The 24,687-nt window shown below is 41.6% G+C and carries 27 protein-coding genes, 3 rRNA genes and 2 pseudogenes; 8 read left to right on the forward strand and 24 right to left on the reverse strand.

Annotated elements, in window-relative coordinates:
* Nucleotides 1–133: 133 nt before the first annotated feature.
* On the forward strand, nucleotides 134–1,567 hold the full coding sequence (locus tag ACZ42C_RS07360; protein WP_461180770.1) for a phospholipase D-like domain-containing protein: 1,434 nt from the start codon (nucleotides 134–136) through the stop codon (nucleotides 1,565–1,567).
* A 93-nt stretch (nucleotides 1,568–1,660) separates the two neighbouring features.
* Here ACZ42C_RS07360 and ACZ42C_RS07365 read toward each other — a convergent pair whose 3' ends face one another.
* From ACZ42C_RS07365 to ACZ42C_RS07440, 16 genes and pseudogenes are all read right to left on the reverse strand, one after another.
* Nucleotides 1,661–2,272, reverse strand: coding sequence for an FMN-binding negative transcriptional regulator (locus tag ACZ42C_RS07365; RefSeq protein WP_461180771.1), 612 nt, complete (start codon nucleotides 2,270–2,272; stop codon nucleotides 1,661–1,663).
* Nucleotides 2,273–2,331: 59 nt separating this feature from the next.
* Entirely contained in the window at nucleotides 2,332–2,838 is a 507-nt protein-coding gene (locus ACZ42C_RS07370; RefSeq protein WP_461180772.1) for a GNAT family N-acetyltransferase, read from the reverse strand.
* Nucleotides 2,825–3,037, reverse strand: a complete 213-nt coding sequence (locus ACZ42C_RS07375) for a hypothetical protein (protein ID WP_461180773.1) — start codon at nucleotides 3,035–3,037, stop codon at nucleotides 2,825–2,827. Before ACZ42C_RS07375 ends, ACZ42C_RS07370 begins: the two co-directional genes overlap by 14 nt.
* Nucleotides 3,038–3,123: 86 nt before the next feature.
* Nucleotides 3,124–3,576 (reverse strand): GNAT family N-acetyltransferase, encoded by a 453-nt coding sequence (locus ACZ42C_RS07380; RefSeq protein WP_461180774.1) that lies wholly within the window; start codon nucleotides 3,574–3,576, stop codon nucleotides 3,124–3,126.
* A gap of 13 nt (nucleotides 3,577–3,589) precedes the next feature.
* Nucleotides 3,590–3,865: pseudogene (locus ACZ42C_RS07385) on the reverse strand (GyrI-like domain-containing protein); the annotation flags it as partial.
* A 138-nt stretch (nucleotides 3,866–4,003) separates the two neighbouring features.
* Nucleotides 4,004–4,426: a FosM family fosfomycin resistance protein gene (gene fosM / locus ACZ42C_RS07390; RefSeq protein WP_461180775.1), complete on the reverse strand. Its 423-nt coding sequence runs from the start codon at nucleotides 4,424–4,426 to the stop codon at nucleotides 4,004–4,006.
* A 529-nt stretch (nucleotides 4,427–4,955) separates the two neighbouring features.
* Nucleotides 4,956–5,408 (reverse strand): NUDIX hydrolase, encoded by a 453-nt coding sequence (locus ACZ42C_RS07395; RefSeq protein WP_461180776.1) that lies wholly within the window; start codon nucleotides 5,406–5,408, stop codon nucleotides 4,956–4,958.
* Between the two features lie 92 nt (nucleotides 5,409–5,500).
* The gene (locus ACZ42C_RS07400; protein ID WP_461180777.1) at nucleotides 5,501–6,016 is read right to left on the reverse strand and encodes a GrpB family protein; all 516 of its coding nucleotides are present in this window, start codon (nucleotides 6,014–6,016) and stop codon (nucleotides 5,501–5,503) included.
* 14 nt (nucleotides 6,017–6,030) lie between these two features.
* Nucleotides 6,031–6,459 carry an NUDIX hydrolase gene (locus tag ACZ42C_RS07405; RefSeq protein WP_461180797.1) on the reverse strand — a complete coding sequence of 143 codons (429 nt, stop codon included), beginning with the start codon at nucleotides 6,457–6,459 and terminating at the stop codon, nucleotides 6,031–6,033.
* Between the two features lie 68 nt (nucleotides 6,460–6,527).
* Complete coding sequence (locus tag ACZ42C_RS07410) at nucleotides 6,528–6,872, reverse strand: hypothetical protein (RefSeq protein ID WP_461180778.1); 345 nt, start codon at nucleotides 6,870–6,872, stop codon at nucleotides 6,528–6,530.
* A gap of 98 nt (nucleotides 6,873–6,970) precedes the next feature.
* Entirely contained in the window at nucleotides 6,971–7,123 is a 153-nt protein-coding gene (locus ACZ42C_RS07415; RefSeq protein WP_461180779.1) for a hypothetical protein, read from the reverse strand.
* Between the two features lie 12 nt (nucleotides 7,124–7,135).
* On the reverse strand, nucleotides 7,136–7,318 hold the full coding sequence (locus tag ACZ42C_RS07420; protein WP_461180780.1) for a cupin: 183 nt from the start codon (nucleotides 7,316–7,318) through the stop codon (nucleotides 7,136–7,138).
* The gene (locus tag ACZ42C_RS07425; RefSeq protein ID WP_461180781.1) at nucleotides 7,315–7,842 is read right to left on the reverse strand and encodes a GrpB family protein; all 528 of its coding nucleotides are present in this window, start codon (nucleotides 7,840–7,842) and stop codon (nucleotides 7,315–7,317) included. Before ACZ42C_RS07425 ends, ACZ42C_RS07420 begins: the two co-directional genes overlap by 4 nt.
* A 16-nt stretch (nucleotides 7,843–7,858) precedes the next feature.
* Nucleotides 7,859–8,032, reverse strand: a complete 174-nt coding sequence (locus ACZ42C_RS07430; RefSeq protein ID WP_461180782.1) for a hypothetical protein — start codon at nucleotides 8,030–8,032, stop codon at nucleotides 7,859–7,861.
* A gap of 237 nt (nucleotides 8,033–8,269) precedes the next feature.
* Complete coding sequence (locus tag ACZ42C_RS07435; RefSeq protein ID WP_461180783.1) at nucleotides 8,270–8,512, reverse strand: YppG family protein; 243 nt, start codon at nucleotides 8,510–8,512, stop codon at nucleotides 8,270–8,272.
* Nucleotides 8,513–8,624: 112 nt separating this feature from the next.
* Nucleotides 8,625–8,888 carry a hypothetical protein gene (locus ACZ42C_RS07440; protein WP_461180784.1) on the reverse strand — a complete coding sequence of 88 codons (264 nt, stop codon included), beginning with the start codon at nucleotides 8,886–8,888 and terminating at the stop codon, nucleotides 8,625–8,627.
* A gap of 229 nt (nucleotides 8,889–9,117) precedes the next feature.
* Here ACZ42C_RS07440 and ACZ42C_RS07445 point away from each other — a divergent pair, with 229 nt between their 5' ends.
* The 4 genes and pseudogenes from ACZ42C_RS07445 to dpsA all read left to right on the forward strand — a co-directional run bounded on the left by ACZ42C_RS07445 (nucleotide 9,118) and on the right by dpsA (nucleotide 11,018).
* A complete protein-coding gene (locus ACZ42C_RS07445; RefSeq protein ID WP_461180785.1) occupies nucleotides 9,118–9,222 on the forward strand; it encodes a YjcZ family sporulation protein in 105 nt (34 codons plus the stop codon).
* Between the two features lie 84 nt (nucleotides 9,223–9,306).
* Nucleotides 9,307–9,384, forward strand: a pseudogene (locus ACZ42C_RS07450) (YjcZ family sporulation protein); the annotation flags it as partial.
* A 165-nt stretch (nucleotides 9,385–9,549) separates the two neighbouring features.
* Nucleotides 9,550–9,981, forward strand: coding sequence for a DUF2512 family protein (locus tag ACZ42C_RS07455; RefSeq protein ID WP_461180786.1), 432 nt, complete (start codon nucleotides 9,550–9,552; stop codon nucleotides 9,979–9,981).
* Between the two features lie 161 nt (nucleotides 9,982–10,142).
* Nucleotides 10,143–11,018, forward strand: a complete 876-nt coding sequence (gene dpsA / locus ACZ42C_RS07460; protein WP_461180787.1) for a dipicolinate synthase subunit DpsA — start codon at nucleotides 10,143–10,145, stop codon at nucleotides 11,016–11,018.
* A gap of 78 nt (nucleotides 11,019–11,096) precedes the next feature.
* Here the strand turns inward: dpsA and ACZ42C_RS07465 are convergent, their stop codons facing one another.
* The 3 genes from ACZ42C_RS07465 to ggt form a co-directional block, all read right to left on the reverse strand.
* Nucleotides 11,097–11,828 carry a hypothetical protein gene (locus tag ACZ42C_RS07465; protein WP_464891341.1) on the reverse strand — a complete coding sequence of 244 codons (732 nt, stop codon included), beginning with the start codon at nucleotides 11,826–11,828 and terminating at the stop codon, nucleotides 11,097–11,099.
* A gap of 330 nt (nucleotides 11,829–12,158) precedes the next feature.
* Nucleotides 12,159–13,769, reverse strand: a complete 1,611-nt coding sequence (locus tag ACZ42C_RS07470) for an L-lactate permease (RefSeq protein ID WP_461180789.1) — start codon at nucleotides 13,767–13,769, stop codon at nucleotides 12,159–12,161.
* A 51-nt stretch (nucleotides 13,770–13,820) separates the two neighbouring features.
* Nucleotides 13,821–15,470 carry a gamma-glutamyltransferase gene (gene ggt / locus ACZ42C_RS07475; RefSeq protein ID WP_461180790.1) on the reverse strand — a complete coding sequence of 550 codons (1,650 nt, stop codon included), beginning with the start codon at nucleotides 15,468–15,470 and terminating at the stop codon, nucleotides 13,821–13,823.
* 366 nt (nucleotides 15,471–15,836) lie between these two features.
* On the opposite strand from ggt, the gene ACZ42C_RS07480 reads away from it, so the two are divergent.
* Entirely contained in the window at nucleotides 15,837–16,187 is a 351-nt protein-coding gene (locus ACZ42C_RS07480) for a DUF3784 domain-containing protein (RefSeq protein ID WP_461180791.1), read from the forward strand.
* A gap of 224 nt (nucleotides 16,188–16,411) precedes the next feature.
* On the opposite strand, the gene ACZ42C_RS07485 is transcribed toward ACZ42C_RS07480, so the two are convergent.
* From ACZ42C_RS07485 to ACZ42C_RS07505, 5 genes are all read right to left on the reverse strand, one after another.
* Nucleotides 16,412–16,777 carry a YuzC family spore coat inner layer protein gene (locus ACZ42C_RS07485; RefSeq protein ID WP_461180792.1) on the reverse strand — a complete coding sequence of 122 codons (366 nt, stop codon included), beginning with the start codon at nucleotides 16,775–16,777 and terminating at the stop codon, nucleotides 16,412–16,414.
* Nucleotides 16,778–17,101: 324 nt separating this feature from the next.
* Nucleotides 17,102–17,217: ribosomal RNA gene (gene rrf / locus ACZ42C_RS07490) — 5S ribosomal RNA — on the reverse strand.
* Nucleotides 17,218–17,400: 183 nt separating this feature from the next.
* Nucleotides 17,401–20,319, reverse strand: a 23S ribosomal RNA gene (locus ACZ42C_RS07495).
* 294 nt (nucleotides 20,320–20,613) lie between these two features.
* A 16S ribosomal RNA gene (locus ACZ42C_RS07500) occupies nucleotides 20,614–22,179 on the reverse strand.
* The 16S, 23S and 5S rRNA genes sit together here, the layout of an rRNA operon.
* 648 nt (nucleotides 22,180–22,827) lie before the next feature.
* Complete coding sequence (locus ACZ42C_RS07505; RefSeq protein ID WP_461183742.1) at nucleotides 22,828–23,136, reverse strand: rhodanese-like domain-containing protein; 309 nt, start codon at nucleotides 23,134–23,136, stop codon at nucleotides 22,828–22,830.
* Nucleotides 23,137–23,240: 104 nt separating this feature from the next.
* Between ACZ42C_RS07505 and ACZ42C_RS07510 the strand changes: the two genes are divergently transcribed.
* Nucleotides 23,241–23,984 carry a hypothetical protein gene (locus ACZ42C_RS07510; RefSeq protein ID WP_461183743.1) on the forward strand — a complete coding sequence of 248 codons (744 nt, stop codon included), beginning with the start codon at nucleotides 23,241–23,243 and terminating at the stop codon, nucleotides 23,982–23,984.
* A gap of 308 nt (nucleotides 23,985–24,292) precedes the next feature.
* Nucleotides 24,293–24,502 (forward strand): heavy-metal-associated domain-containing protein, encoded by a 210-nt coding sequence (locus tag ACZ42C_RS07515; protein WP_461183744.1) that lies wholly within the window; start codon nucleotides 24,293–24,295, stop codon nucleotides 24,500–24,502.
* Nucleotides 24,503–24,687: the final 185 nt, after the last annotated feature.

Genomic DNA, 24,687 nt, shown 5'->3' on the forward strand with positions numbered 1-24,687 from the left:
TAGCATTAACTGCCCATTTTTCTATTTCCGGCTGAAGAATCTTACATATCTGTGACGTAACGATGTCTCAATGGATTCATGTAAATAAGGAAGGTATACTAAAAATAAATAATATGTATTGGCGTGGCTATGTATGTACCGCAAACTATTAACTTTTACAGGCATAATTTTCGGTATTTATCTGATTTATATTGTAGTTACGGGTGTGGTAATATTCAATTTCCAACAACCTCCTACAACCACAGATGAAAGAACATCATCCCGCTTTTATAAAGAGGAAGTTTCATCAGATCGTGTTGCTATTGTACAAGACCGATTAGAATCAGGGCTTGCCCGCATTAATTTAATAGAGAACGCTACAGACACGTTAGACATATCCTACTACTCTATTCATGATGGAATATCCAGCGATATCTTTTTTGGTACCCTTATTGAAGCGGCTGATCGCGGGGTACATATACGGATTATTCTGGATGGAATGGTTAATTTACACAGGAAAAATCTAAAAGAGACAATATATGTAGTTACAGCGCACCCAAATATTGAATTAAAATATTATGAACCTTTTGATCCACTTCGACCGTGGACCTGGAACAATCGATTTCATGACAAGTTAATGATCGTGGATAATGATCTGGCCATGGTGGGTGGCAGAAATATTGGTGATAAGTATTTTGGCCCTTCCGGATTTGATGGTGCTTCCAATGACCGTGATGTTTTAATCATTAATACAGATGACACAAACCAAGAAAACAGCGTTATTTATGACATAAAGGATTATTATAATTATGTGTGGGAACATGAATTTACGGAAAAACCTGCATCTGAATTATCAGCGCGTCAGGAAAATACAGCTTCTGAAAAAGAAACTCAGCTTCGTATGCAACTGGAAGAAAATAAAAGTATATACCCCGATTTTTTTCAAATTGATATAAATTGGCTGGAATATTCCTTTGAAACTAACCAGGTTACTTTTATTCACAATCCAATTGAGCGTTGGAATGCCGATCCTTTAATATGGAAAGATTTGCTTTTACTTATGGAAAACGCACAGGATTCTATTTACGTGGAAAGCCCGTACATTATTCCAACTGATCGTATGATGGAATATGCTGAAGTTGACAATATAGATGAATTAAACATTTCATTTCATACAAACTCTTTAGCATCCACCCCGAATTTATTAGCTTTTTCCGGCTATAGCAATTATCGGGATAAATTGGCGGCTTCTGACATCGAGCTGTATGAATTTCAATCTGCAAGTGAGTCACTGCATGGAAAGACAATGATTGTTGATCAGCGCATTAGTGCAATCGGATCTTTTAACTTTGATCCCCGAAGTGCTTTTTTAAATACAGAAGTAATGGTTGTCATCGATAGTGAAGACTTTTCCTCCCACCTTCGAACCAAGTTTTTTAACTTTATGGAGAGCAATAGTTTACAAGTCGGCATAGAGGGGGAATACAAGGATTCCAATAAAGTTGCCGAAGAAGATGTATCAACTATTAAAAAAATAATAATTGATTTACTTTCCTGGTTCACGCGTTTTGTGGAGTTTTTACTGTAGTCCTCCACAACTAAATTAAATCTATATAGAAAGGGCAAGAAGCTCCGCCTTCTTGCCATTTGCAAAATACACGGTACATTTACAAGGAAAAAGCTATTTATTCTTTTTCATCACATCAGCCAGCTGCGTTGCATTCAAATCATCTTCTCCATATAATTTATTTATAATATGTAAATAATCCTCTTCTGTCCGGTTTTGGCTCAGTTTATAGGCAGCTTGCACTTCCTCGATGTTAATTTTAAAACCGACAACTCCTCTTATTTGTTTTAATGTCCCTGGAGATAAATTGTTCCATAAAGATGGGTTCTCCCGGTGTTTTTCATACTTGGCCAATAACAAGGCTAAGTCTTCCTTTAACGCTTCTTCACTCAGCAGCTCTGAGGTACCGTAGACATGTACGGCTTGATAGTTCCATGTCGGTACATCTTCTTCTTTGTACCAGGAAGAGGACACATAACTATGCGGTCCCTGAAACATAACAAGTACATTGTTATTCCCGCCCTCAAGTGTTTTCCATTGGGGATTTGCTTTCGCCACATGTCCGGTAATATAATCTTCCCCATCTATTTTACGCATCATAAGGGGAGTATGCGTCGCAATCGGCTTACCATCACTCGTTGTTACAATCGTGCCAAACCCATTTTGCCGAATGAATGCTTTAATTTTCTCCATATCTGTTTCTCTGTACTGTACTGGTATATACATGATGCACTTCCTCTCCTCTACTCACCCTTGATTTTACAGTCTTTGTGAATCCTGCAGTTCTATTCGATATCTTTAACCATATTAAACCATTCTGCTCCAGCATGTTTAGAGTTTGATCTGCCGTGGTTTTCAAATCCCTGTTTTTCATAGAAGGAAACCAATTCTCCCCTGCAGGTTAAAGTGACAGCTGCTCTTTCGTTTTCTTTTGCGCGTTTTGTCAGTTTATTTATCAGCATTTGTGCAACCCCCTGATTTCTGGCCTCCTTTGAGGTCACTACTCCCAGTATGCTTTGCACTCCGCCTTTATCGTGATTTTTGGTTATTTGCTTAAATAGATCATCGGTGATATATGGCTGCTGAATGACAGGACCATTGATAAACCCCAGGATCTCTCCACCTCTTTCTGCCACCAGGAAGGTGTCCGGTATCTTGGTTATTCTTTCAATAAATACATCTTTGGTCGCAGCTTCAGCTTCTATAAAACTTTCTTTTTCTATTTGCACTATTTGTTCTACATCGTCAGGTTGTACATTTCTTACACTGATCATGTTCTCACTCTTGTTCATTCGCGCCCTCCCTTCTGATCTTTCTGTTTCGAATAAAGCCTGATATTACCAGCCCAACCAGGAAAAGAAACAAAATGGAAAAGATAACACCATTTCCTATTTCCTGGTTTGCAAAATTTCTATAGGCATACATGGCCATGGAAATGGAACTAAAAGTTAAAGCAAGCAGTATAAACGGATGAATCTTCACTTTTGCCAATCTTACTCATTCCTTTCATTGAATCTTTTCAGGTAAAGATTTGATTGGCTCCGAACCAGGTCGGTTCAATCCTTTTCTGCATTATACTATAAATCCTGCGACAACCGAACCATATCTTTACACTGAATGTCATTTTCAACTATTACTTTTGCATAGTTTCTGACAAAGAAGTCTTTATCTATGCCGCTGATGCTAAACCCGCATTTTTGGTATAAGGCAAGCTGTCCAATGCTGGAATTGCCAGTACCGACTTCCATTGTTTTATAGTCTTTATCTTTTGCCTTTTGTACGGCATCCATCACTAATCGTTTTCCTATTCCCCTGCCATGTTGTTCCTCGACAACTGCCACATTTATTAATTCTACTGTCTCAGGTCTGGTGGGAAGCAGCACATAAACACCTACTGTTTCTCCTTGCATTTCAGCAATATAGCAGTCTCCCCTCGTCAAATATGCCTCTATTATTTCTATCGAAGGATCAGCCAATATTAACAAATCCATTGGCGCCTGTTCGTGTTTCTTCAATTTGCGAATTTCCATTTTTCATCACCCTTCACAAAAAGTAAGCACAGGAACAAAATGTCCATGTGTTTGCTTTCATATTTTTTATTGGAATCCATATCTCACTGTAATAATCCTCAGTTGAAGGATCGGCATCCGTCGGATAAATCTCCATTTCCGGCCCGCCGGCGTGTTCATAGCCTGTGGCAGGAAACCACTCAGAAAATATGCGCTTCCACACTTTTGGCATCGCATCAGGCATGGCGCCATGTACCGGGAAAACTGCCCAGGCTGCTGCAGGGATTTGATGTTCTTCCCAATCTTGCGGTAGTTTTTCAATGTTTTCCAGCATTCTCTGAAAGCCGTCCATATGTCTCTCTCCCTTCTGCATTCAGTTTAGCAGCACAGTCGTGGGCATTCCTGTTCTTAAGTGCTCTTTGGTGACAGGGCTTAACAAGTGCATACTTTAATCAAAAAATTCCATATGTGTTTTTTCCTGTTTATAATAGTGAAGCCGATCCTGCAACGTCCCTGTATGAAATTCGAACTTGTGACCGTCCGGATCTGTGAAATAAATGGATTTCTTATCCCTTTCATCTCTTGGCCGGCCGGACAGTATATGTACATTTAATGCCTTCAGCTTTTCATACATGTTGTCAAAATCCGCATCGTCTATGGAGAAAGCGATATGTGTATATGAATGTTCTATTTCATTTCGCGGAACATCTTTTTCCTCATTAAGGGCAAGCCACATTCCATGTAAATCAAAATATGCAGTGCTTCTTCCTTTTACGAGCAATTTTGCTTCAAATACGTTTTGATAGAATGCTATTGCAGTTTCCAGATCAGAAACAGAAAATAAAAAATGATTCAATCCTTTTATGCTCATCTTTTCACCTCAATACGATAATTTTTTCCCATGATCATTTGTCTGTAATGAAGGATACCGCCAATTTGATACTAATTCAGCCTTTGCACCAAAGGCATCATACCCTAATCACTTAGAAGTGTTCTTTTTGGATAAATACAGTGCAAAAAAAGAAATAGTCAAAGCAACAAGAGAGATAATTAATGCCCATTCCATCATTTTTACTTCCTTCTTGTATAATTGGGATAATTCGGTTATAATAACATAAAATATGGAGTGCAAGGAAAATCACCTAAAGCTGAATTCCCTTGCGATTGACCCTATGACTATCGCTTTCTGGCAGGACGGCGATGGTCTTTCTTCTTGATGTGCAAGAATGAGATGGTTAAATTCACCACGGCTGTTACCAGTGAAACAATAGCCCGTTAAGAGTGCAATAATCTCCATTTCTATCCCCCCTTCCTGATGGAAAGTTAGGTTGGGGGTATATTTATCATAGCACACAAAAAGAACAAATGTACCCTTATTATGATTTTTCATAGAAGTTTATCTATTTAGTTATTTGAGTTATGTATGGAGCAATATAGTTTCGATATGACTCTGTCAACCCCTCCGGCAATTCATCAAGTTTAAAATACTGAAGCGAAACAGATTCTCTTTTATCAATTTCGATCTTTCCTTTCACATCCCTTGTCACATACACAGCAGTCACGGAATATAATTCATCCCCGTTATCTACTTTCAAGTAATACTCTGGGCCTGAAAAAACATCCAGCAATTTAAGCTCGCCCACAGTTAGACCCGTTTCTTCTTTAACCTCTCTTCTCGCGGTATCCTCAAGGCTTTCTCCCATTTCCATAATTCCGCCGGGCAGCCCCCAATCCCCATCCGTTCTGTGCTGCAATAATAATTCATCTTTTTCATTTAATATCATCACTACAGACCCTGGTAAAATCAATGGCCGATGACCGACTAATTCTCTTAGACCTTTGACGTAACCCATATTTAATCCCCCTATAAAACATCTTCATGTTAACACATCACCACTTTTTACACTTCAAAATCGCACACCTCTTATCAAATACCTATGTCAGTTTACCCTGTTGTTGTATCATCAAGTTTTCGGAATTCAGGACTTTTCATTATTCTAGTGAAAAACGCATCTTTGGCTTCCCTGTATTCGTCTATGTCTTTACCTTCACACGTCCTTTTTAATTCGTCATATTCCAGTCTGTATGTATCATTTTGCAGTAAAACCTCACGAAACTTCCAAAAGAAATCAAATTCTGAACCAATAACAGTTAATTGCACTCCCAAAGGTGGAATCATGGCATCATTTTTAAAAGCCCGGAACGCATCGGTTTTGATACTGCCTTCGTTGATTTCATATAATGAAGCAAGTGCTTTAACCGCTTCCGGAAATTGTTCTGCATTTACCCGTACCTGTATATCCAAATCGCCTTTTGTTAGGCTGTTTGGAATGGCGGTACTGCCGACGTGTTGAATATCAGCTTCCGGAATGTATTCCTTAATTAGTTCCATTTGGGATAAAAAAGCTTTCTCCGCATCGGCTTTGAATAAGCTGGTGTCTTTAAAATTCACTTTTACCATATAACTCTCTCCATCTACGTTTTTGCAAAGTTTTTCGTTATGTAATCAATAAGAAATTCCCTATCTTCCGGAAAAGATAAATTTATAGTTTTTATTTCGTTTATGGCTTTCCAGGCAATATCATATATAAGTTGATCCGGGTCTTGAAAGTTTCTGCTCCCCCCAACGATTTGCACAAGGAAATAATGCACTTCAACACCTGTATTCCAAGTTTCATAACGCGTTCTTTTCACTTTGATCTTTTCAACAACTTCAACTATGTATCCGGTTTCTTCCTCGACCTCTCTAATACAGCATTCCTCAAACGTTTCTCCATTCTCTCTTCCACCAGACGGAATAGACCATTTTTTCTTCTCTTTGGGTTTCCCCTGTAGAATCATTAGTAATTCAGCATTTTCATTCACACATACACCTGCAGAACCAGACCATTGTTGCATGAACAGCTACTCCCCTTTTTACCTTTACAGCATATCCTAATTAGACTTCTCATTAGAAAATTAACCCTTTTATTTTACTTTGAAGATTCACGATAAAATTTCAACTGATATAAACCAACAATTAAAAAGATAAATGCAGCCAGTTCAATCGTTGTCGGGATCAATGAAAACCAGGCAATCAATTGTGCAACAGTCATATCAAACCATAATTCTATATTTTCGGACACCACCCTTTCTACATAACTTTCTATGAAACGCGGCGCTGCATAGGAATAGAGTTTATGAATGATTAGTAAAACAAAAAAATAAACGCCTGCTTTAAATGACTTTTTCCTGCTAATCCACAGTCCAACGAATAATAAGATGAAAATAGCAATAGAAAACAGTATTCCCAGTATTCCCCCAATATTTGCCATCATGAAAGACACCTCCTGCTTCCAAGAATATCTGTTTATTTCTTTTCATAAATAATTACCCTATTTTCATCCATGGCCTTTCTTGTTTAAATCTTAATTCACTATCCCATAAATGAGCTGGGTTCCAGCACTTCACTTTCAATAACGATAGCGGTTAACCCCGTATCTGTTTTGGTTTCATGCCATTCATCTTTCTCCCAGAAAACAGCATCTCCCGGCAGAACCTTGACATGTTCATCTTTTTCGTCCCGCACGAACCCTTCGCCTTAAACCACCAATAAAAGTTGAGGAACGGCTGCCTGATGATAGCCGATCATACCGTTTTTTTCCAGGTGCATGCCACTGATGTTGGAAACTTCTGTTGTTTGAACAATGCGGGACATGATAAAATCTGAATTAAATGCAGTTACACGCTTACCATACGCTTTACTGAATTTGTAAAATTTCATAAAGCACTGCCCTGTTTGGCTTGCCATTTCAACGCTTTAGCCTCTATTTCTTTTACCAATGATGCCTTCCCGTTTATGTAGGCCTCCATATCATAAGGAAACTGTTTTGCCAAACTTTCTTTCAAATCACCATACTTTTGTTTTGCATCGGGATGTTCTCTCAGGTAATCCCGAAAAGCCACATGCCGTTCTATATGATCGCTTCCCTCTTCGAAAAAATGAACATGATGGGTTCGCTGAGTTCCACCTTTCATAAAAAATCTCCTCCCCAAAATTCCATGTTCTCCCTTTGGTTCATATCCGAGTCCCTCCATTTCCGTGTAATATTGTTCCACCATGCCGATATCTTTCACAACAGGCATGGTGTCAATAACCGGCTTTGCTTTTAAACCCGGTACAGCAGTACTGCCTATGTGATGTATTGCTGTAATTTCTTCTTGAAAGATATTCAGGATCTTTACCGCTTCTTCCGTAAATTGTAAAGACCATTTTTTATTATACGGACATACTTCTACCTTTCTCAAAACAGCACCTCTCATCTTACTTTTTCAAGACTTTTATCATCCCAGTTACAATAGCAACCCCAATTATTCCTCCCAGAATAAGACCAAACATTTGCGCCCAATCTATCCCCTCATTGCTGAACAAATTCAAAGCCAATACAGCTATTATTACACCTGCTATCCAACTCAACAAAAACTTTAAAGCCTGCAACCAATACCTCCCTCCATACGTATAAATAAATCGAAAAAACATGCAAGAACTCATATGTATGTTACTTCCATTTTAACATAATAAATCAATACTATTGTCAATACTTGTAATTTTTATAATGCAATAAAAAGGATCAAATCATCAGATCTGACCCTTCAAATAAATAACTTTACTAATGAATGATATCACTGTTACCGGACAAGCAAATATACACTTATCTTGCAATAGTTTCATATTCTAACGGAAAAACCTTGTAATCAGCGGACTTACCTGCCCGTAAATTTTACTGACATGTCCTGCGGCGTTTGATATCTTATCAAAATCCCATTGGCCATTTTCATCTTGAAGCATAGCCATTAAATTCTGTCTTGTCTGATTTGGCTGTTGGGCTCTCGGTGGCTGCGGCATTCTCGGTGGCGGTCCAGGTGGTCCAAAAGGTGAACGAGGCGGCATGGGTGGCCTTTGTCTTACCGGGAACATCCGATCACCTCCTTTAGTTATACTTATTACATCTTATTCACCCACACAAATTTCGAAAAGGTATCCGCCCTTACCAACTGTTTTTTTCTTCGCAGGAAGAAATGTTTTCTTTTTAAATGAACAAAAAAGGAAGCAAGGTTAAAGCGGCAATTGAACCAAAACCCAATCCAGCTCCGCCAAAGCCACCGAATCCGGCTCCTCCAAAACCATAGCCGAATCCTCCCAAATGTCTTGGGTGACCCAATGGCTGCAAATATACTTTATGATGATCAACATGATGGATAATCCCTCTGTGACTTCTGCCATTGTGTGTTTTTATTTCCACTGCTTTTCCTTTGTACCGTTGACATAAGCCGTGATAATAGCCTGCTGACATAATTTCACCCCCATTACAGGTTCCTTAAATAGGTTATGTTTATTATCCCAATTTGTAAGGGGTGGGTATAATGCTTTTAAAAATATGTTCCCTTCATAAAATAATTCTTCATTATACGATCATATGCAAAATTTTACCGCCCATTTTTTCTCATATGGGGAAGTACCCATATCAATACACATTTTTACTACATATAGTAATAACAAAAGGAGATGGAGGTGTTAACTTAATGAGTGGCACTGCTGGCTATGGTGGAGGTTTCGCATTCGTTGTAGTGTTGTTTATATTGTTAATCATCGTAGGTTCAGCTTACGGTGGGTATGGATATTATTAAAAAAAAACCAAATTAATAACGGGAGGTAATAATATGCATTATGCCGGATATGGATATGGCTATGGAGCACCTGCAGGTTACGGTGGGGGTTATGGTGGAGGTTTTGCCCTCATTGTTGTGTTATTTATCCTGCTTATCATCGTAGGTGCAGCATGGTTCTAAAAAATAAAAACCGTTTCGGAGCACCGGAACGGTTTTTATTATATTCAAAGCCATATAGTCATACGGAAAATCCCTCTTTTCTTCTGCGTATAATCTTCCTGTTTATCTGCATACTAAATAATAGGTTACATACCCGATTTACCTCACAATGAAAGGATTCTTACAATGAAACATATCGAAGCAATACTCATTAAATTTTTTAGTACATTAATCGTACTTTCTCTGCTGTTTATTCTTTTTAGTCTTCCCAGCTATGGAGACATTTTGCTGATCAGCATCGGCGTTACAGGTATTGGATATCTTATTGGAGATTTGTATGTCCTCCGCAAGTTTGGAAACGGGATTGCTTTTTTCGCTGATTTTGGACTGGCTGCCATCACCATCTGGCTGCTCAGCTATTTCCTTGTCGGTCCCGGATTTCCGGCATTAACCATAGCTATACTTGCGGCTGTATTCATTGCTGTTACAGAGTCCATGTTCCATATTTACATGAATGCCTACATTCTTGATCCAAAACACGAGCCATATAATTTTACCGAAAATAAGATTCAAACGGAGTTTTCCGATGAAGAGAATTTCCGCGATTTCAAGAAATGAGATAAGTCTCCCACTTGATGCTGGGAGGCTTTTTAGTTGCTATAGTTACCGATCACTTTCAGTCAGGATACATATTATACATACAAACCCGAACCAATTACATGGTATAATAATAAAAACCCACATTTAATATCTTGTAATATGGAAGGGAGAGGGGATGCTTGTCCAGAGGAAAAAACATACTTGTTCTTGGCGGAGATGCCAGAACATTGGAGGTAATAACAAAATTAGCAGAACAAGAATTTACTGTCTCCGCAGCTGGTTTTGAAAAGGTCCGTTTTGATTTACCCGATATTCAGCATACAACTATGAAGAACTTAAAAGCTGATGAATTTGACGCCATTCTGCTGCCTGTTCGCGGAACCGATGATCATGGTAATGTGGAAGCCGATTATTCCGATGAATCACTTGTTTTAACAGATTCATTCCTTAAAAATACGAAAAGTAATTGTATTATTTATTCAGGTACAGCCAATCAGTATTTAACGGACGTGACTCATTCAGCAGACAGACAATTGATTCGGATTTTTGACAGGGATGAAACCGCCATCATGAATGCTATTCCAACTGCTGAAGGAACACTCATGCTTGCGATACAGGAAATGGACATAACGGTTCACGGCTCCAAAGTCACGGTGCTTGGGTTTGGCCGTGTTGGGATGACGGTGGCTCACCTGTTTAGTTCTGTAGGCGCGAATGTTACTGTTGCTGCAAGAAAGGCCGAAGATCTTGCCCGTACCAGGCAAATGGGAATGAATGGTATCTATTTACACAATGTGAAGGAGTCCATTGCTGGAACCCGACTATGTATAAATACCGTTCCACATCCTATTGTAAATAAAGAAATGATAGCTGCCATGAATCCATCCTCTCTTATTATCGATCTGGCATCAGGAGAGGGAGGAACCGACTTTCAGGCTGCAGAAGCACATGGCATAAACGCGCTGCATGCCCTGGGTCTTCCTGGTAAGACTGCTCCCAAATCCGCCGGGAAGATACTCGGAAATATACTCATAGAATTATTGAAGGATACTTGAACAGACCGGTCCTGAATTTCGACAATTAAAAACAGTTCTGCTGTTATTTTCCTGCAATGGCAGAACTGCTCCCCTTTTTCACTTTTCTATTTTCACATCCTGCAGTTTTAAATATTGCCCTTCGCTAACAGTAAGATAAGTGTCTGCCTGCACATTTTCATTGGTTACGATACTGCCCAACTGATGGCTGCTGTCTGTAGCAACTTCATAGTAGCCCATGTCAATCGAGCTATCGAGTATGATTTGATATTCACCAGCCGGGATGTCCTCCCCTACTTTATACATACCGTCTTGATAGACGCCATCATCCGGCTCCACGGATGGTGCATCTTCCACCGGATACATCTCTGCACTTTGCAGCTTAAAGTATTCGCCATCCTCTAAAGTAACATAGGCATGTGCATCATTCATCAAATTGTCGTTAAAAATAATACTGTCCAATTCTCCAGTACTGTCTGAAGCACTTTCGATATACCCCATTCCATTCCCAAAGACGAGATACTCTCCACTCGGAATATCCTCACCGACTTTATATGTTCCTGCAGCGATCAATGTGTCGTCGTTCATTTCTTCAGTACTCTCTTCAGCCTGATTTTCCACTTCATCCGATCCCGCTTCATCTTCCACTGTATCTTCTTCTTTTGCTTCCTGCTTCTCCTTTTCCTCACCTTCACTTACAGCTTCCACTTTGGAATCAGTAAGACTATCTTCGTCATCTCCGCCTGTAGCAGCAACAGCGATAATGATTACAGCAATTCCCCACACCCACCACTTTTTATAAAATGGCTTTTTTATATTCTCGGACATCATGACATTCTCCTTTATGAAATATTTGTTCCTTACTTCTACCATAACAAACAGCCTACACAAAAATATGTATAGGCTGAGATTGGAGTAATTATTTTCTTTTAAAACCTCAAAAACAAAGTAATAAAATTGCCGCACATAAATCCGAGAATCACGGAAAAATACATAGCTGATAACGTGACAAAAAAATCAGCATCCCTTTGGTTACGATCTATAGAAGTCTGCTTTTCCACAAGTCTGCATTCAGTCAATGAGGACTTAAAAAGCTTACATCATAAACAATCCCGTAACACTTCAACGTGTTACGGGATTGACATTTCCCAGAGTAACTTATTAGCCTGCCAAGAAGAAAATGAGTATTGCCCCAGCAGAAACAAGAAGTCCGGAAATAACGACATAAATCAGGGTTCGTTTATACACTTCCGATTCTTTTCCTTGTATTCCTGCCGTACTTGTACCGAGTACAATGTTTGCAGGTGATATAACATTACCAATGGCTCCACCTGCAGACTGTGCTGCAATGACAATCGGCAATGTCAAATTATCCATTGAATTTGCAACCGAGCCATGAAGTGGTGCAAATAATACGTTGGATGACGTATTGGAAGAGGTCATAAAAGAGCCAATAATCCCCAATACATTGGCAAGTGCAACGTATACAGCAGGTGGTGATACTTCTGCAATGCCTAAGGCCAGCACATTGGTCTGCCCGGAATTTTCCATAATCATCGTCATCGTTAAAAATCCGGCAATGGCAATGGAAGCACCCAATGCATTGTCCTTGGAACCTGAGAATATATTCTTTATTGGCTTTTCCCCGTATAAGTTAAATCTCTTATACCAGAAATAGCCGAATATAAATGCAATCAGCAAATAGAAACCTGGATGGGTAAATGGTGCGATTGGAGAATAAGACTCGACTGACTCCATTTCAAATCCATATCCTGTTTCCGCTGCCGGAAATGGCGGTCCCACTTCAAATAATTCAAGGAAATCTTTTATAAATGGGATGCCCAGCATAATGATTGTCAGGACAGTGAGAACATAGTAAGGCATAAAAGCCTGATGGAGTGAAATATTCGGTTTTTCCTCATCGTCATTACTCTTTTCTTCCATGACATCTGTTTCTTCATCCAATTTGGACCTTTCGCTGTAACGCTTCATTTTTGAGAGACCAAATAGAGCACCAAACGCCAGGATAGTTGGAACGAAAGTACTTAAAATCGGATCTGCAAAAACCATACCCAGCTGTCCTCCACCATGAATGACAGAAATAATAATGACAGCGAGAAACCCTTCTTTTACCCCTTTCCACCTGCCATGTAACCAGCTGATCATTAGTCCGGCCAGTAAGTTTGGAATCCAGAGAAGCAGTGCTGTATAAAAAAGCGTAAGCGTCTGCTCTTCAATCTGGACGGTATTGACAGTGGCTATCCAGCCAACTGCAAGCGTTCCAAACATATTGGCCCATGCATGACCGATTAATGGAATGACGACTGCCATCACAGGTTTTACGCCAATTCCGATTAATAGAGGCGCAACTACCGCTATTGGAACACCAAATCCAGCTACACCCTGCAGGAAAGATGCAAATACCCAACCAAAGCCGAGAATGAGAAATAAATAATTTTGACTGTGTTTTTGAATATCTTCCCTGATTACTTTAAAAGCACCTGCATCATTTGTTGCCTGGTAAAGCAATAGCGCGGGCCAAACAACTAGCAAGATAAAAAAGGCTTCCCATAATCCTTTACCAAAGCCAACAGCCAGATTGTCCAATGGTGCCTGAAACATAAAAAACCCGACAATTGTAGCTACGGCCATGGCAATCCAACCGGATACCCCGCCGGACCACTTAAGGCCAACAAGCATAATAAGCAAAAGGACAAGCGGCAGGATTGCCAGTGACCAATGAAGTATATCTACTGGTAAATTGCTATCCATATTGTATCCTCCATTTCCTTGTTGATATCTTCTACCTCTATTGCTATGAAACTACCAGCTTACTGCTATTCCATCTCCTCGAGGATCAGCTCCGGCACTGTAAATGCCTTTTTCATGGTCCAGTATAATTCCCTGGGCATGTCCCATTGTTTGTGAAAAATTTTCCGTTCTTTCGATCATATGGCCCCGTTTTTCAAGCTCATGCAAAATAGAGTCCGGAATTCTGCCTTCTAATTTTAATGTAGAACTATCCTCACCCCATGTTTTTCCATATAACCAGCGGGGTGCTTCGATTGCCTGCTGTATATTGTAGCCAAAATCCACCACTCTCGTTAATAACGCACACTGTGTTTGCGGCTGCCCTTCTCCCCCCATGGATCCAAACAGCATAAATGGCTTATCATCTTTCATCACCATTGCCGGCATAATGGTATGGAAAGTCCGTTTATTCGGTTCCAGCCGGTTTGGATGGTTTTCTTCCAAGCTAAAGTAGGAACCCCGATTTTGAAATAGAAAACCACAGCCTTCCGGAACAAAACCCGAGCCAAATTCATGGAATATACTCTGAATAAGGGATACACTGTTTCCTTCTTCATCCACCGTGCTCATATATACTGTATCCCGGTTCTTTTTCACTTCAGGAAGATCATTGAAATGGTCCGCATGAAAGACTTTATCCAAGGAAAAATGTTTATTTATTTCCTCTGACAACGTTTCGGAAAGTAGTTCATCATACGGTACTTTGATGTGGTCGGGATCTGTTACCCATTCGTCTCGGTAGGAGAAATTGATTTTTGCGGCTTCTGCCATCAGATGATAATAATCCGGTGTACCATCGGCAATCCTGGTAAGGTCATGTTTTTCCAATAGATTTAACATCATTAACATTGCAATTCCTTGTGTGTTTGGCCTTACCTGGTACACATCAAATCCTTTATAATTGTTAGAAATAGGTTTATCCCAAATGGATTTATGTGTTTCAAAATCTTCTTTTGTTAAAAGTCCGCCATGTTTTTCAAAAGCAGCAACTATTTTATCCGCAATTTCTCCTTTATAAAAAACATCACGTCCTTCACTTGCAATTTGTTTGAGAGACCAGGCGAGTTCTGGCTGTATAAATACTTCCCCTGACTCCGGTGCTTGGTTGTTTGTGAGAAACATTTTCTCCGTCTCGGGATACATTTGCAGCAATTCCTTCTCTTCACGAATAAAGTCACTAACCTTGTCCGTCAACGGAAACCCTTTTTCTGCATAATGGATCGCGGATTCGAACAATTCTTCCCACTGCAGCTTTCCATATTGCTGATGCAATTCCCACCAAGCGTCTACTGTTCCGGGTACTGTGTTTGCAGCTAAAGGACCTCTATCGGGGATTTCATCCAGATCATTTTCAAAAAACTTCTCCCTCGTTACATTTCTTCCGGATTTACCGCTTCCGTTCAAAGCGCGTACTTCTTTTTCAGATTTATCCCATACGAGTGCGAATAAGTCACCACCTAACCCAGCCATATGCGGATAAACAACACATAATACAGAGTTAATTGTGATTGCTGCTTCAACAGCATGTCCACCTTTTTCCAAAATAGACTTGCCTGCCAGTGAAGCTAAATAATGTGGTGATGTTACCGCACCATTTCTTCCTTCTACTGCCGGTCTCCCTGTCTCCAAAAATTGATGGTTTCCTCCCGTTCTCTGTGACAATGAAGTACCCTCCTTGATGTTTTATACCTAGTTTATTAGTAAAATGTCAGCCAATTAGGTCCTTCCCACTATGAAATAAAATTAAACTTACCTTTATGTTGGAACAGTTGTACACAAGGGGTTTGTCATATAATAAGAAGAGAGAGAAAGAAACGACAAATAAAATGCGTATGTATTTAAAAAGGAATACAGCTAATAAACAAGAATGTATATTTAATGGTGCAAAAAAGGAAAATCCAATGCAAAGGAAGAAAAGTTATAATACAATACAATTAGATTATCTAAAGGAACTTTATATATTGCTTATTTACAACTCATGAAACACATAACTTAGTTACTATTGAATTTATGAGGGGAGGGATAAAGATGGAAAAAAAGATTGTTTTAATGATCATAATAGCCTTTGGTATCATGCTGTTTGTTATTTTGGGGCTCGTTTTTATCAATGGAAAAGGTTCTTCCCTAATCGCAGGTTATAACACAATGCCACCAAAAGAAAAGAAAAAATATGACCAAATTGCTCTCTCCAAAGCGATGGGGAAAATGATGTTTGCTCTATCATTTAGTATGTTGTTTTGGATACTTAGTGTTTTGTTTGAAAATAATTCGCTATTTGTCATCGGGCTTGTTTTATTTATCGGCATAGTTATATTTACACTTATATACATTAATAAAGGAAACAGGATTAAGAAACAAAATATATCCAATTCAGATTAACTAACCCATTATTGTGCAATAGAATTAGTTAAAATTAAAAGCACAACGGAGACCTTACACAAGCAAATGGCGTACGATTATTAACAATAAAGATTTCTATAAGCATAATAATTGGAAGCTGTTGTTTGCTTATGTGATTCTTTCTGAGCTTTAAATTGTTTCATATAAAGGAGATACTTGTTCAAAAATGAGGAAAATCAGAAAGTACTGGTTAAATATATAACTTACTGCCACCTCAACGTCAGCAGAAGCCGGCAACATGCCATTTCACTTTCTTTAGTCTCCTCTTTAAATTCAAGCCGTAAACTGTTCGGATTAAAATTTATGTCTAATTCTGAATCCACACCAACCGTCCCAATAAGGCGTTCCACTTCCTCCTTATCGGAAGCCTGCGCTGCTGTCATGATCTGCTCAGCAAATGGTTTTGAACCTGCTATTTTATCCAGGACCCGCGCCGCATCATTCATGAGACTTGTCATGGCATTTGCTGAATCAAAAAACATGTCCGGATCGACGGGAGGGTATTGTCTGACAGGAAAATAATGCATACTGTCATACCATGGATAAAAGTAATGATAATAGAAATACATAAGCTTTCCTCCCTAAATAGCATCATCTGATAAATTATATGCGTAAAAGATAAATTTGGGGAATGATTTCTTAACACTTTCCCCTTATTACTTTGATACACGAGGCAGGTTGTGTTTCTGATCATTTATTATGCTATGATGCCTAAATATTAGGGGGTATTTTTTAATCGTTAAAAAATTATTATATCAATCAAGAATAACAAAGTAATAATGCTGTTTGCGGCAGAAGCAGATTCACTGTTTCAACCGATATGCTATTTGAACAGGTATTATTTCCATTAAAAAACCAGGGTACGGATTAATCCGTACCCTGGTTTTTGGTTTGCCTGGCGGCGTCCTACTCTTGCAGGGGCAAAGCCCCAACTACCATCGGCGCTGGAGAGCTTAACTTCTGTGTTCGGCATGGGAACAGGTGTGACCTCTCCGCTATTGCTACCAGGCCTACAGGATGTAGGTCGTTCGGTGTTGTTCACAGGACGTGAACGGTTTTAACCGAACTTCCTTTATGTTGTCCCTAAATGGGAGACAAGACATATTATATGCATTTTCCACAAAAAATGCAAGGGTTTTTTTAACTTTATACCCTAAAAACTAAATAAGAGAAGCCAACGACATATTTTAGTTTAGTTAAGTCCTCGATCTATTAGTATCCGTCAGCTCCACGTGTCACCACGCTTCCACCTCGGACCTATCAACCTCATCGTCTCTGAGGGATCTTACTCATTTTAAATGATGGGAAGTATCATCTTGAGGGTGGCTTCATGCTTAGATGCTTTCAGCACTTATCCTTTCCACACGTAGCTACCCAGCTATGCTCCTGGCGGAACAACTGGTACACCAGCGGTGTGTCCATCCCGGTCCTCTCGTACTAAGGACAGCTCCTCTCAAACTTCCAACGCCCACGACGGATAGGGACCGAACTGTCTCACGACGTTCTGAACCCAGCTCGCGTACCGCTTTAATGGGCGAACAGCCCAACCCTTGGGACCGACTACAGCCCCAGGATGCGATGAGCCGACATCGAGGTGCCAAACCTCCCCGTCGATGTGAACTCTTGGGGGAGATAAGCCTGTTATCCCCGGGGTAGCTTTTATCCGTTGAGCGATGGCCCTTCCATGCGGAACCACCGGATCACTAAGCCCGACTTTCGTCCCTGCTCGACTTGTAGGTCTCGCAGTCAAGCTCCCTTCTGCCTTTACACTCTGCGAATGATTTCCAACCATTCTGAGGGAACCTTTGGGCGCCTCCGTTACCTTTTGGGAGGCGACCGCCCCAGTCAAACTGCCTGCCTGACACTGTCTCCGGACCGGATCACGGCCCTGGGTTAGAAGGTCCATACAGCCAGGGTGGTATCCCACGGGTGCCTCCACGTAAGCTGGCGCTCACGCTTCCAAGGCTCCCACCTATCCTGTACAAGCTGTACAGACATTCAATATCAGGCTACAGTAAAGCTCCACGGGGTCTTTCCGTCCTGTCGCGGGTAATGCGCATCTTCACGCATAGTATAATTTCACCGGGTCTCTCGTTGAGACAGTGCCCAAGTCGTTGCACCTTTCGTGCGGGTCGGAACTTACCCGACAAGGAATTTCGCTACCTTAGGACCGTTATAGTTACGGCCGCCGTTTACTGGGGCTTCAGTTCTGTGCTTCGGGTAAAACCCTAACACTTCCCCTTAACCTTCCAGCACCGGGCAGGTGTCAGCCCCTATACTTCGCCTTGCGGCTTCGCAGAGACCTGTGTTTTTGCTAAACAGTCGCTTGGGCCTATTCACTGCGGCTTCTCATGCAAGAAGCACCCCTTCTCCCTAAGTTACGGGGTCATTTTGCCGAGTTCCTTAACGAGAGTTCTCCCGCTCACCTTAGGATTCTCTCCTCGCCTACCTGTGTCGGTTTGCGGTACGGGCACCTATGAACTCACTAGAGGTTTTTCTTGGCAGTGTGAAATCGGGAACTTCGCTACTATATTTCACTCCCCATCACAGCTTGAGATTGCCAGACGGATTTGCCTGCCTGACTCTCTTGCTGCTTGGGCGCACGCTTCCATCCGTGCGCTTTCCCTATCCTTCTGCGTCACCCCGTCGTTCAAACGCTCATGAGGTGGTACAGGAATATCAACCTGTTGTCCATCGCCTACGCCCTTAGGCCTCGGCTTAGGTCCCGACTAACCCTGAGAGGACGAGCCTTCCTCAGGAAACCTTAGGCTTTCGGTGAAAGAGATTCTCACTCTTTTCTCGCTACTCATACCGGCATTCTCACTTCCAATCGCTCCACCAGTCCTCACGGTCTGACTTCTCTGCCATTGGAACGCTCTCCTACCATTGTTCGTAAGAACAATCCGCAGCTTCGGTGATACGTTTAGCCCCGGTACATTTTCGGCGCAGAGTCACTCGACCAGTGAGCTATTACGCACTCTTTAAATGGTGGCTGCTTCTAAGCCAACATCCTGGTTGTCCGGGCAACTCCACATCCTTTTCCACTTAACGTATACTTTGGGACCTTAGCTGGCGGTCTGGGCTGTTTCCCTCTCGACTATGAACCTTATCACCCATAGTCTGACTCCCAAGCAAAAGTATCCGGCATTCGGAGTTTGACTGAATTCGGTAACCCGGTGAGGGCCCCTAGTCCAATCAGTGCTCTACCTCCGGTACTTCACACTTGAGGCTAGCCCTAAAGCTATTTCGGAGAGAACCAGCTATCTCCGTGTTCGATTGGCATTTCACCCCTACCCACACCTCATCCCCGCATTTTTCAACATACGTGGGTTCGGGCCTCCTGTCAGTGTTACCTGACCTTCACCCTGGACATGGGTAGATCACACGGTTTCGGGTCTACGACCGCATACTTACTTCGCCCTGTTCAGACTCGCTTTCGCTGCGGCTCCGTGTCTTCCACTTAACCTTGCATACGATCGTAACTCGCCGGTCCATTCTACAAAAGGTACGCCGTTACGCATTAACGCGCTTCGACTACTTGTAGGCACACGGTTTCAGGTTCTGTTTCACTCCCCTTCCGGGGTGCTTTTCACCTTTCCCTCACGGTACTGGTTCACTATCGGTCACTGGGGAGTATTTAGCCTTGGGAGATGGTCCTCCCGGATTCCGACGGAATTCCTCGTGTTCCGCCGTACTCAGGATCCACTCCGGAGGAAACTCTTTTTCAATTACAGGGCTGTTACCTTCTGTGGCTGGCCTTTCCAGACCGATTCGTTTAAAGAATTTCTTGGTAACTCCAATGGAGTGTCCTACAACCCTGGAAAGTAAACTTTCCGGTTTGGGCTCGTTCCGTTTCGCTCGCCGCTACTTGGGAAATCGCTTTTGCTTTCTCTTCCTCCGGGTACTGAGATGTTTCAGTTCCCCGGGTCTGCCTCATCTACCCTATGTATTCAGATAGATGTACTGCTCCATTACGAACAGTGGGTTCCCCCATTCGGAAATCCCCGGATCGAAGTTTACTTACAACTCCCCGAGGCATATCGGTGTTAGTCCCGTCCTTCATCGGCTCCCAGTGCCAAGGCATTCACCGTGCGCCCTTATTCACTTAACTAAGCTTTACAATGAATAAGCGTCACTAATTTTATTAGCCTTCGCTTACAATCAAATGTTATTGATGTCGTTGTTACTCTTATTTAGTTTTCAAGGTACAAGCTTCCACAGGATGTGGTGACTTCTGTGTTCGCCACAAATGTTTCCGGTGGGACGAGCATTCATGCGCAGTCCCAGGACGTGGCGGGTTTTAACAGAATATCCTTTGAGAGGCTTTTGCTCTCTCAAAACTGAACCAAACAACACAGTATGTTTTTCATCTGACAAAGTCAGATGTTCCGTTATATATCCTTAGAAAGGAGGTGATCCAGCCGCACCTTCCGATACGGCTACCTTGTTACGACTTCACCCCAATCATTGGTCCCACCTTCGGCGGCTGGCTCCAAATGGTTACCTCACCGACTTCGGGTGTTACCAACTCTCGTGGTGTGACGGGCGGTGTGTACAAGGCCCGGGAACGTATTCACCGCGGCATGCTGATCCGCGATTACTAGCGATTCCGGCTTCATGCAGGCGAGTTGCAGCCTGCAATCCGAACTGAGAATGGTTTTGTGGGATTTGCTTGGCCTCGCGGCTTCGCTGCCCTTTGTTCCATCCATTGTAGCACGTGTGTAGCCCAGGTCATAAGGGGCATGATGATTTGACGTCATCCCCACCTTCCCCCGGTTTGTCACCGGCAGTCACCTTAGAGTGCCCAACCTAATGCTGGCAACTAAGATCAAGGGTTGCGCTCGTTACGGGACTTAACCCAACATCTCACGACACGAGCTGACGACAACCATGCACCACCTGTCACTCTGTCCCCGAAGGGAAAACTCTGTCTCCAGAGTGGTCAGAGGATGTCAAGACCTGGTAAGGTTCTTCGCGTTGCTTCGAATTAAACCACATGCTCCACCGCTTGTGCGGGCCCCCGTCAATTCTTTTGAGTTTCAGCCTTGCGGCCGTACTCCCCAGGCGGAGTGCTTATTGCGTTAACTTCAGCACTAAGGGGCGGAAACCCCCTAACACCTAGCACTCATCGTTTACGGCGTGGACTACCAGGGTATCTAATCCTGTTCGCTCCCCACGCTTTCGCACCTCAGCGTCAGTTACAGACCAGAGAGTCGCCTTCGCCACTGGTGTTCCTCCACATCTCTACGCATTTCACCGCTACACGTGGAATTCCACTCTCCTCTTCTGCACTCAAGTCCTCCAGTTTCCAATGACCCTCCACGGTTAAGCCGTGGGCTTTCACATCAGACTTAAAAGACCGCCTGCGCGCGCTTTACGCCCAATAATTCCGGACAACGCTTGCCCCCTACGTATTACCGCGGCTGCTGGCACGTAGTTAGCCGGGGCTTTCTGGTGAGGTACCGTCAAGGTGCCGCCTTATTCAAACGGCACTTGTTCTTCCCTCACAACAGAGCTTTACGATCCGAAAACCTTCATCACTCACGCGGCGTTGCACCGTCAGACTTTCGTCCATTGCGGATGATTCCCTACTGCTGCCTCCCGTAGGAGTCTGGGCCGTGTCTCAGTCCCAGTGTGGCCGATCACCCTCTCAGGTCGGCTACGCATCGTCGCCTTGGTAAGCTTTTACCTCACCAACTAGCTAATGCGCCGCGGGCCCATCTGTGAGCGGCAGCCAAAGGCCGCCTTTCAACTTCCCTTCATGCAAAGAAAAGTATTATCCGGTATTAGCCCCGGTTTCCCGGGGTTATCCCAGTCTCTCAGGCAGGTTGCCCACGTGTTACTCACCCGTCCGCCGCTCGATCCACAAGCATCACCCCCGAAGGGGATCTGCCTGCTTCACGCGCTCGACTTGCATGTATTAGGCACGCCGCCAGCGTTCGTCCTGAGCCAAGATCAAACTCTCCATAAAAGTTTGAGTGTAATGGACACCAATCCACTACCTTCTCTTAGCTTCAAAAATTGATACAGGGTTAACTAGTCTTCCTCAGCCGGACTTTCGTCCGACCTCCAACTGCTTTCCTGACATCTGTTTACATACTGGTTGTTTTGTTCAGTTTTCAAAGAGCAAATTTTCGGATGTCACTTATTTCGTGACAAGATTTAATTATATCACCTTAAGCAATTAAAGTAAATATACTTTTCCGGCAAGAAATCACCTTGCTTAAAAGCGACAACTTTTACATGTTACCACAGCCACAATTTCCAGTCAATACTTTTTTTCGGAAATTTGCTGGGCAATGGGAATCCACAACTTAAATTTTAACCTGTTTTTTGTTGTGGACAAATAATATACCATTTTTCAACAAAAAAGTCAATAATAAAAGATGTCTTTTCGAAAAATGGTGAGAAACTGCCGATCCACTTTTACTAAAGCTGCCGGACAGCAAGAATTATAATACAACCGTTTGGAGAAAATGTCAATACAATTTTCTCATTAATCCAATGCAAATATTTTCCATTTATCATCTTTATGTTCAGTTGCTTTTTAAATCACTTCAATCGCTGTAAGGAGCAGGTAAACTTTCAATTTATTTACCTGCTACGAAAAAGACTTTTATTATAAAATGACTTCCCCTTCCCACTTCAGCATCCCGCCTACCATATTAGATACTTGGTAGCCGTGCTCACTCATATATTCAGCTGCTGTATTACTTCTTCCACCGGAACGGCAAACCAGCACATAATGCTTATTTTTGTCCAATTCATGAATAGAATACGGAATATGCTGCAGAGGGATATGTTTGGCGTCTTCAATTATTCCCTGTGCCACTTCATCATCTTCCCGGACATCTATAATAACCATATTATCATCTGATTCCATTTGTTCTTCCACTTCTTTGGGTGTTATCTCATTCACTTGGTTCATGTCACTCATCCTTCTTTTTTTATGTTCATCATACTTTCTCACTGCATAACATGCAACTATCTGACACAGAATAAAACTACTATAAAATTCGGGGGAAAACATCCATGCGATTCTTTTTTACCATCCTATTATTTTTCTTTATCATGCTTTATGTTCAACCTGTAATAGCGCAGGAAATACCGGATACTGTTGAGTTGGAATCTTTTGAAGCAGACGTTACAGGGGACGGTCAGAATGAAACTATTATATTAATGGGGATCCCCTTTTCCTCAGAAAGCAGCTACCTACGTGACGTATGGGTGGAAATCACAAATGAAATGGATGATGAATGGACGATTTCCTATGAAGGCGGGTATGAACCAACTATCCAATTAATGGATTTTAACGGAGACGGGATCAAGGATATTTTTTACCAAAGCGCTACCGGCGGAAGCGGAGGTCTGCATCATTACCAATTGTCTACGTTAAGAAATAATGAATTAAATGAGATTGCGTTGCCTCAACAGCAATATCTTGAAGGGGCTTTTGAGGAAAATTTCACTGTCACTTTCCAATTGTCCCCAACCCATAAACCGAGTGAAATTGATGTTTCCGATCGGGCTTCCGAATATATCCGACTTGGCTTATATAATGAAGAAGGAAAACTGTTGGAACAGACTTCGGTCATGATAAATCCGATTTCTTTTTATGAGCCCACCCTTATCAGTAAAAGTAAAGGACATGGTTTGAAAAGCTACCAGCAGATCAGCGGTGCTTACCATGCTGATCAACTTGGGACGGTGGAAACACTTTGGTATTACGAGAATGGGGAGTGGATTATTTTACAGACGGAATGGATTCCTGCTTAATCAAATAATGTTTACAAATAAACAGCCAAATTTGTTATGCATCTAGCCTTATTTTTTATAATAGGGTTTTTTCTTTCTACAAGAGCCGCCTTTTACTTCATTACCCACTCACTAACTAAACCAATATTAACCATAAAAATGTATTAACTTCCTGTAGATTTAACGGCTCTACCCCCGACAATAACCCAACAACATTTATTGAAACAACATCTACAGGGGAAAAGTATACAAAAATTGACTTATATCAAGGTTTTATATAATAACCTCATCTATAATAAATGTATAAGAAAACGAAGGAGAGATTTGTTATGACAACAACTAAGTTTCAATTAGAACCACTGACTTGTCCATCATGCATTAAAAAAATTGAAAGTAAAGTTGGTAGAATACCCGGAGTAGAAGAAGCTAAAGTAATGTTTAACTCCAGTAAAGTAAAAACAACTTTCAATGAGGCACAAGTGAGCAAGGATGAAATCAGAGAAACGATTGAAAAACTTGGTTACCCTGTAACTAATTAAGGAATATCAACAGAAAATCCCCTCTAGCAAGCGGGATTTCCTGTGTTGTATAATATGTTTCTCTATATAAACGTATTTTATATTTCCGCTGCAGCTTTTTTTAACGGGGTATATTGCTATATCAAAAGGGTACCATACAATCCAGCACGCCACTTTCTACCCTCATTGTAACCATGCCAAATTCA

It is taken from the genome of Virgibacillus kimchii (assembly GCF_055379185.1).

Bases quoted from the DNA above. Each gene is read 5' to 3' on its own strand.
- ACZ42C_RS07360 (WP_461180770.1), top strand. From the start codon at position 134: ATGTACCGCAAACTATTAACTTTTACAGGCATAATTTTCGGTATTTAT.
- ACZ42C_RS07365 (WP_461180771.1), bottom strand. From the start codon at position 2,272: ATGTATATACCAGTACAGTACAGAGAAACAGATATGGAGAAAATTAAA.
- ACZ42C_RS07370 (WP_461180772.1), bottom strand. From the start codon at position 2,838: ATGAACAAGAGTGAGAACATGATCAGTGTAAGAAATGTACAACCTGAC.
- ACZ42C_RS07380 (WP_461180774.1), bottom strand. From the start codon at position 3,576: ATGGAAATTCGCAAATTGAAGAAACACGAACAGGCGCCAATGGATTTG.
- fosM (WP_461180775.1), bottom strand. From the start codon at position 4,426: ATGAGCATAAAAGGATTGAATCATTTTTTATTTTCTGTTTCTGATCTG.
- ACZ42C_RS07395 (WP_461180776.1), bottom strand. From the start codon at position 5,408: ATGGGTTACGTCAAAGGTCTAAGAGAATTAGTCGGTCATCGGCCATTG.
- ACZ42C_RS07400 (WP_461180777.1), bottom strand. From the start codon at position 6,016: ATGGTAAAAGTGAATTTTAAAGACACCAGCTTATTCAAAGCCGATGCG.
- ACZ42C_RS07410 (WP_461180778.1), bottom strand. From the start codon at position 6,872: ATGATGGCAAATATTGGGGGAATACTGGGAATACTGTTTTCTATTGCT.
- ACZ42C_RS07420 (WP_461180780.1), bottom strand. From the start codon at position 7,318: ATGAAATTTTACAAATTCAGTAAAGCGTATGGTAAGCGTGTAACTGCA.
- ACZ42C_RS07435 (WP_461180783.1), bottom strand. From the start codon at position 8,512: ATGTTCCCGGTAAGACAAAGGCCACCCATGCCGCCTCGTTCACCTTTT.
- ACZ42C_RS07440 (WP_461180784.1), bottom strand. From the start codon at position 8,888: ATGTCAGCAGGCTATTATCACGGCTTATGTCAACGGTACAAAGGAAAA.
- ACZ42C_RS07445 (WP_461180785.1), top strand. From the start codon at position 9,118: ATGAGTGGCACTGCTGGCTATGGTGGAGGTTTCGCATTCGTTGTAGTG.
- ACZ42C_RS07455 (WP_461180786.1), top strand. From the start codon at position 9,550: ATGAAACATATCGAAGCAATACTCATTAAATTTTTTAGTACATTAATC.
- ACZ42C_RS07465 (WP_464891341.1), bottom strand. From the start codon at position 11,828: ATGATGTCCGAGAATATAAAAAAGCCATTTTATAAAAAGTGGTGGGTG.
- ACZ42C_RS07470 (WP_461180789.1), bottom strand. From the start codon at position 13,769: ATGGATAGCAATTTACCAGTAGATATACTTCATTGGTCACTGGCAATC.
- ACZ42C_RS07480 (WP_461180791.1), top strand. From the start codon at position 15,837: ATGGAAAAAAAGATTGTTTTAATGATCATAATAGCCTTTGGTATCATG.
- ACZ42C_RS07485 (WP_461180792.1), bottom strand. From the start codon at position 16,777: ATGTATTTCTATTATCATTACTTTTATCCATGGTATGACAGTATGCAT.
- ACZ42C_RS07505 (WP_461183742.1), bottom strand. From the start codon at position 23,136: ATGAACCAAGTGAATGAGATAACACCCAAAGAAGTGGAAGAACAAATG.
- ACZ42C_RS07510 (WP_461183743.1), top strand. From the start codon at position 23,241: ATGCGATTCTTTTTTACCATCCTATTATTTTTCTTTATCATGCTTTAT.
- ACZ42C_RS07515 (WP_461183744.1), top strand. From the start codon at position 24,293: ATGACAACAACTAAGTTTCAATTAGAACCACTGACTTGTCCATCATGC.